At 36.1% G+C, this 6595-nt stretch carries 3 protein-coding genes and 1 tRNA gene; 1 reads left to right on the top strand and 3 read right to left on the bottom strand.

Translation table 11 applies throughout. The annotated features are described in order from the left end of the window. Positions 1-141: 141 nt before the first annotated feature. A tRNA-Trp gene (locus tag QZR90_RS09375) sits at positions 142-217 on the bottom strand. A 248-nt stretch (positions 218-465) separates the two neighbouring features. After that, a complete protein-coding gene (locus QZR90_RS09370) occupies positions 466-1839 on the bottom strand; it encodes a sodium/glutamate symporter (RefSeq protein WP_295791373.1) in 1374 nt (457 codons plus the stop codon). A gap of 544 nt (positions 1840-2383) precedes the next feature. Between QZR90_RS09370 and QZR90_RS09365 the strand changes: the two genes are divergently transcribed. Beyond that, complete coding sequence (locus tag QZR90_RS09365; RefSeq protein ID WP_295791370.1) at positions 2384-3565, top strand: M20 family metallopeptidase; 1182 nt, start codon at positions 2384-2386, stop codon at positions 3563-3565. Positions 3566-3774: 209 nt separating this feature from the next. Here the strand turns inward: QZR90_RS09365 and QZR90_RS09360 are convergent, their stop codons facing one another. After that, positions 3775-5676: a YadA C-terminal domain-containing protein gene (locus QZR90_RS09360; RefSeq protein WP_295791368.1), complete on the bottom strand. Its 1902-nt coding sequence runs from the start codon at positions 5674-5676 to the stop codon at positions 3775-3777. Between the last annotated feature and the right edge of the window lie 919 nt (positions 5677-6595).

Genomic DNA, 6595 nt, shown 5'->3' with positions numbered 1-6595 from the left:
TCAAACGCTCTATCCAGCTGAGCTACTGAGTCACTATTAGCACTCAACTATATTACCATAATCTACCGTGCATTGCAAGTGAAATTTTATCACTCCATGTCATAGAATTAGCGACCGTAATGGTCGCTTTTTCTATAATGGTGGCAGGGGCAGTAGGACTTGAACCCACAACCAACGGTTTTGGAGACCGCTACTCTACCAATTGAGCTATACCCCTATGTCTAGTATCAGTCACATGGCATATTGCCTTGCCTGATACTAGAATATAATAACAAATTGAAATAACTTTGTCAAACACCAAATTTTTAATTTTACATTTTAGATTACTAATGCCGTTCTTACCGAAAATAAGAGTTTTGAAATCATAGTAACTGACACCACAATGATATGACGCTAATTAACTAACACTACAGTGATATAACGCGAACTATGTTAGGTCCATACAACTGCACTGTACTCTAGTCATTATGCATTATGTACTTTCCCCATCAAAGCACGGCTAATAATAAAGGCTGCTACTGTTTCTACTGCGCCAAGACCTAAGGATAACCAAACAGCGGATTCTGCTCCACTGTATAACAAGGTTGTTAAGAACACATTTAAAATAGCAAAATAAGCCACACTCGTTATGGTATAAGCTAACGAGTAATTCGCTAACACTGGACTTTCAAAGTCAGGGTCACAGATGCGAAGTAAGAGTACACCAGTAAGAAATACCCCTGTAGACATGCCCATAGTGGCAATCATATGCTCAAACCAATAATCCTTAAGCCACGCTCTACATGTGAACCATAAAAAGCCAATAGTTAATACATACCCAAGTAAACACATAACTAAAATCGGCACAAAATATGTCATAACCGCTTTAATCGGCATACTACCAATAGCTGCTACTACAGCAAATTCTGTTAAAGAGCCAGAAATTTTACTTTTTACTTTACCATCAATTAAGAAATCAATTTTAAGCTTACAAATGCCCCACCAAACAATGAACATCACTACGATACAGTAAGCCCAAATAGAAATATCCTTTAATACAGGAACCTTCGCTCCCTTTGCAAGACCTAAGAACCAATATGAAATAGCACATACACCCATGATAATAGCTAAGTGAAACGCATACGAATCAATGGATGAAGACATGGTAGTATCGCGCCCCATTGAAGGTTGCTTTGAAATATCTTTTGTATAACCAACTTTAAAACTTTCAGGAATATCTCCAGGCTTTTTCAAAATAGCAGTTTGTCCACGACGTGCTGCTATATTGATCAAAATCATGCCAAGAACGATACCACCCACTAAGCCAAAGGTTGCAGTTGTAACCGCCACGCCCTGTGCCACTTGCCAAAATGGTAAATTCATGCTCTGTAGCATATTCCCCAATAAGCCTGCTGTACCATGACCACCTACATAGCCAAGACCTAACTCCCAGCCAAAGGTAGGATAAAAATCAAAAGCACTACTAAAGCCAATTTGAGTAGCAAACCCCAAAGTAAATTGGAACATCGCAATGGCACTGCCAATCAAAGCTAACGGCATTACATTTTTTAACGTATTACCACTTGAGTTTATTTTTAGCCCCAATGGAACTGAAGCTACTACTGGCACAATTAAAATACCAGGAATTAACGCATAAAATGTAAGCCAATCTTTGGGTAAAGGCAACCAATTTAGCCCTACAGGTCCAAATATTAATAAAATAAATCCACCTATAACAGATGCAGGGATAAATGTTTGTTGCAACACTTTTACCTTAGCCCTGATAAAAGTACCTAATAAAAGAAACATACTTAATACGCCTAAGGCAAATAACATATCTGCCATCATTTTACTGGTCATACCAATCGCCCCTTCCTAAAAAAGAAACTGTACAGCTACATCCCCTCATCGCCTCCTGTAATCATCATAAATAGATAAACTAATAATCTATCAACCTATTATATGATCTTTCTTACAACCTTTGCTTATGTTTCCTGTATTTGTACATTTGATTTTTAACTTCTCAAACTATATCCTATAGAATAAGAAATTATACAAAAAAATACTTTCCGTTTTTGGGAGAAAGTACTGCTTTAATATATGTTGCAAGCGAGTGTTAAAACTATATCTTAACTAAATCATACTAGTAAATTACAAGATTTCTTACCTATAATAATCTACTTGATTTAGAGTTTTTTTAATTAAAATTTTAACAAATTTGAAAATTTTTTCTTGCATTTTAAAAAAGTAATTTCATATAATAAAACTAGGAAAGTATATTTATGAATAATTTAATTATACATTTATTATAGAAAATTGCAAATATTAAATTAGCAAGTTTGAAATTTCTACTTATTTATGTATATTTTACTCTACTGCAGTTCTCTAAGAAAGGAGCACTACTATGTTCAATATTAAAGAAGCCATTCAAGCTGAATTCCCACAGGTTGTGGATTGGTATAAACATTTACACCAATATCCAGAGCCTTCTTTTGAAGAATATAATACAACTGATTTCATAAAAGAAAAGCTAACAGAAATGGGTGGCTTTACACTAAGCCAAATTATGAAAACTGGGGTAATTGCTGAGATTAAAGGTGGCAAACCAGGTAAAACTATAGCACTACGTGCTGATATTGATTGTCTAAAAATGGATGAATTAGGCACTGACTACGACTTTATCTCAAAAAAAGAAGGTCTTATGCATGGCTGTGGCCATGATGCCCATACTACTATGCTCCTTGGTGTGGCTGCAGTTTTAAGCAAATATAAAGATGAGTTACCTGGCACGTATCGCCTACTCTTCCAACCAGCAGAAGAATTACCGCCAGGAGGCGCTATTGAATATATTAAAGGTGGTGCCTTAGAAGGTGTAGATTATATTTTAGGGCAACATGTTATGCCTACTATCCCTACAGGGCAAATTGGAGTTCGCACCGGTGCTATGATGGCTGCATCTGATCGCTTTGATGCCGTTATAAAAGGCAGTGGCGGTCATGCTTCACAACCACATCTAACAATTGACCCTGTAGCCATCGCAGCCCAAATTGTTACTAATTTACAACACATTGTTTCTCGTGAGCTCGATCCATTAGATCAATTAGTAATCAGTACTACACAATTCCATGCCGGCTCCAGTGCCGTTAATGTTATTCCTGGAGTAGCACAAATTGGTGGCTCTGTTCGTAGTTTTAGTGAGCATGCAAGACAGTACGCAGCAAAACGCATTGAAGAAATTATTAAAAGTATCGCTGCTACACATCGAGCTACAGCTGAAGTAGAATATAGCTTTGGTTATGATGCGACTATTAATAATGCTGAAGTAGCAACTACAATTCGCGACATTATTGCTGAAGAGTATGGTGTAGACGCCCTTCCTACGATTGACCCACTTATGGGGGCTGAAGACTTCTCTCGTTATCTCCGTGTTGTACCAGGCTGCTTCTTCTTCCTCGGTATGAGAAATGAAGAGAAAGGTTATGTACATCCTATTCATCATGGTTGCTTCCGCGTAGATACTGAAGCTATGCCAATGGGCATGGAAGTTATGCTCCGCGGTGCAATAAAATTAGCAGAGTCTAACTAAATGATTCTATTTATCTTTAGATAGAAAAATTATCTGCTCCCTGTCTTTAAAGCAATAAGCTTTTATAACTTGGGAGCATCATCCAAAAAGTAAATTATTATATTTAACATAAAAAAGACATGCACTTAGTAAAATTTTCAAGGTTATATTAACCCTTAAAATTCATTTACTATGCATGTCTTTTTATATTGCTATTTTATGCTATTATATTATTTTTGAATTTTAGCTCCGTATACATCACGGTAGATACCGGCCTCTTTGTCATCTTTATTGTTCGCACGAAGACGTTCAATTTTATGACGGTCATTATCTTCGCCGGCTACACGATCAATACGACTATGGTCTAAATTTTCGAGACGTGTAATTTCAGGATTAAATTCTTCAATAGCACGTGCCATATTAGTGTCTATTTTAGCACCATTTTGAAGCGCTCTATACACAACGGCTGCAAATTCATAACGAGTCATTTGACGATCGCCTTTATACTCTCCGTCAGGATAGCCTTCAACTAAACCTTGCGCTGCCAATGATTTAACATAGCTATAAGCCCAATGATCTGTTGGTAAATCAGTAAAGTTTCTATTTACAGTTTCATTAGAAGCTAAGGCTGCACCAGCTACTTGACCTTGACGTAATTGAGCAATTTCAGCACTTTGCGCTTTAACAATTCGTTTTAATTCTTCGACATCTTTAGCCAATGCCACTTTAGAATTAGTCACGCCATTGCTCTGACCGATTTTAAAGCTTAAACCAGCATTCACCATATTTTCGCCATTGCCCATAGAGCCAGCAACGGAAAGCATAGTGTCTTCATTTGGACGATAGAATGCCCCTACAGCCATTGCATTTGCATCTTTATAATTACCATACCCTACAGCAAAATTCCATTTATCATCCGCATTAAAATCTAATGGATGAAGTGCGGCTAACGCAGCTGCACCAGCCCCTACTTTATTCATGCGATTATCTAAGGAATTTGTTTGCTGTTGTAATGAAGCAATATTGTTTCTATTTTCAGCTATGTTCGCTGCATTAGTTTCAATAGCTGCTTTATTATCAGCAATATCAGATGTGTTTTTATTAATTAAATCTGTATTTCCTTGGATTGCCTTTTCAGTCTCTTCACGTAAATCATTGATAGCATCAGCATTACCTTGATTACCATCGTTGACAGCTTTAATAGCATCATCAATAGTAGATGTGCCAGTGCCACCAATGTCATTATTGGTAATAGTTCCATCTTCATTAACTACTGTATTGCCACCAAAAAGATTTTTAACAGACTCTGCCACATTGCCTATTACTACATTAGTTGCATATAATTGGCTGCCATTAATCGCATCAGTTGAGGTTGCGGATACTTCACCTGAAGCAACATTGATGACTTGGCGTTCATTACCTACATCACCTACACTAACAACACCATTTTTTACTTCATTATATTTATCTAATGTTGCTACACCTGCAAAATCACCATAAGTTATACCTTTTACTGTGGCATTCTTTACAATTGTTGCTTGTCTATCTCTAGAGTCTGCACCTAAAACTACACTATTTCCTTGTGTTGATATAATATCAGAACCAATTACTACAGTATCATTCGCCCAAACCGAATTTCGAGCTCCCATAACAACTATATCATTGCCTTGCACAATACGATCATTCTTATCACGATCTATGCCTTTGCCATTATCACTACCTATAACAACTACATCAGTACCTTTAGATATATTATTCGTTCCCAGAATTGAAATACGAGAGCCATAAATACCTTTAGTGGCATCACCATTATTAGAACCTAATATAGTAACATATGTGAGAGTTTGATTAGCATTCTCATTGTTAACAACATTGTTATTACCCATTATATTAGAAAATTTAGTATTTTTTATAGTATTAAAATCACCATAAACAAAATTATAAATACCAGTTCCACCTGTCGATGTAGTCGGTGTAGTTAAAGTGTTCTTAACGCCATTTGATATTATGTGTTTACCAGTATCAGTTACATCACCAGTATACTCTTCAGCACTAACCATATAAGGACTAATCAATACTCCACTAGCAAGTGATAACATAACTAAATTTCTAAGACCTTTTTTTACATTCATTTTAAAACATCCCTTTCATTTACCACTATTAATAGTACGATTAAAGGAAGTAAAATTCTGAAAGAAGCTATTTATAAAAAATTTATGTTATCACATTCAGAAAATTAAATTTATTGCATAACTTCTTTTTAATTTTACTTTTAAAATAAATTTAATTAGGAGCAACTTATTCTACCCAAATCATGCATAAATTCAATTTTATAAATTGCTGATAATTAAGGTTCATTTTATATTCACATTATATTTATCATGATGATTAAAGTCAATATTCATTTGATTATTATATTTTATAAATCATTGTAAATTTTAAATTACATTAATAAAAAAGAAACATGCATATGCAAAAAAACACTAACCTAAGTTAGTGCCTTTAATCTAATCAGCGACTTGCCGCTCAATCCCTGTGGATTTCTCTGCGACTTCCTGTTCGACAGCTGTGAATTCTTCTCCTAAGAATTTTACGCTACGAACTAAAAGATTCGCACTCATTTGTGCGTCACTAACGTTCCTTCAAATGAGGCTCACTATTTATCCCAACGCCGCTTCTATTGTTCTTAATACATAGAGATACGCCTACTTCCTTGGCTGGAAGCAGCAAGTACGTGGATACTTTACGACTTCCTGCTCAGTGGCTGTGGATTTCTCTACGAGAAATCTTACGCCATGAGCTAAAAGACTCACTCATGTTTGCTCGTCGTTACCACTCCTTCAAACATGGTTCGCTATTTATCCCACGCCGCTTCTATTGTGCCTAGAACATAGAGATACTTTTGCCATTTTGGCTGGAAGCAGCGAGTAGATAGTTACTCGTTAGAGTAACAAAAATAAGAGGCCATGTCTTTCGACATGACCTCTTATTTTTAATTAATCAGCGACTTCCTATCCTCCCAGGCCGCTTCCAGCCAAGTACTTTCGGCGT

Origin of the sequence: uncultured Veillonella sp. (genome assembly GCF_900545795.1) — a bacterium.
Classification (GTDB): domain Bacteria; phylum Bacillota; class Negativicutes; order Veillonellales; family Veillonellaceae; genus Veillonella_A.
The sequence above is the reverse complement of the archived record's forward strand: the minus strand, read 5'-3'. Positions and strand labels throughout refer to the sequence as shown.

What these genes read in the sequence shown, in the direction of transcription:
- QZR90_RS09370 (WP_295791373.1), bottom strand. Translation starts at nt 1,839, where the DNA reads ATGACCAGTAAAATGATGGCAGATATGTTATTTGCCTTAGGCGTATTA.
- QZR90_RS09365 (WP_295791370.1), top strand. Translation starts at nt 2,384, where the DNA reads ATGTTCAATATTAAAGAAGCCATTCAAGCTGAATTCCCACAGGTTGTG.
- QZR90_RS09360 (WP_295791368.1), bottom strand. Translation starts at nt 5,676, where the DNA reads ATGAATGTAAAAAAAGGTCTTAGAAATTTAGTTATGTTATCACTTGCT.